Raw genomic sequence first — 290 nt, forward strand, 5'->3', positions numbered from 1 at the left:
TTTGCTGTTGCCGTGAAGCAGACAACACCGATTTTTGAAGGCAAAGCAGTTGAGCTTGCCTTGCAGATCAAAAAGGCCCCTCAGTTCACCGCAGGGGTCAACAAAGACGAAGTGTCAGTATCAGGTGTGAGCGCAGAAGGCTTCTCCCAGTATGTCATGCATGATGGGAAGAAGATCGGGCAAGCTGTGCTCACACGCCTGACGAAGGGCGAGCGCTTTGTCGAACTTAATGCAGAAAACTTCTCGTCGCAGTTTGATGTTGAAGAGGATGTGATCAATCCGGAAGAAAC

The 290-nt window shown here is 50.0% G+C and carries 1 protein-coding gene; it reads left to right on the plus strand.

Annotated features, from left to right (window positions below; all coding sequences use genetic code 11):
* On the plus strand, positions 1-290 hold a 290-nt coding region (locus tag PsW74_RS28975; protein ID WP_193777978.1), incomplete at both ends, for a hypothetical protein.

The sequence above is a fragment of the Pseudovibrio sp. W74 genome, assembly GCF_001623085.1.
Taxonomy (GTDB): Bacteria; Pseudomonadota; Alphaproteobacteria; order Rhizobiales; family Stappiaceae; genus Pseudovibrio.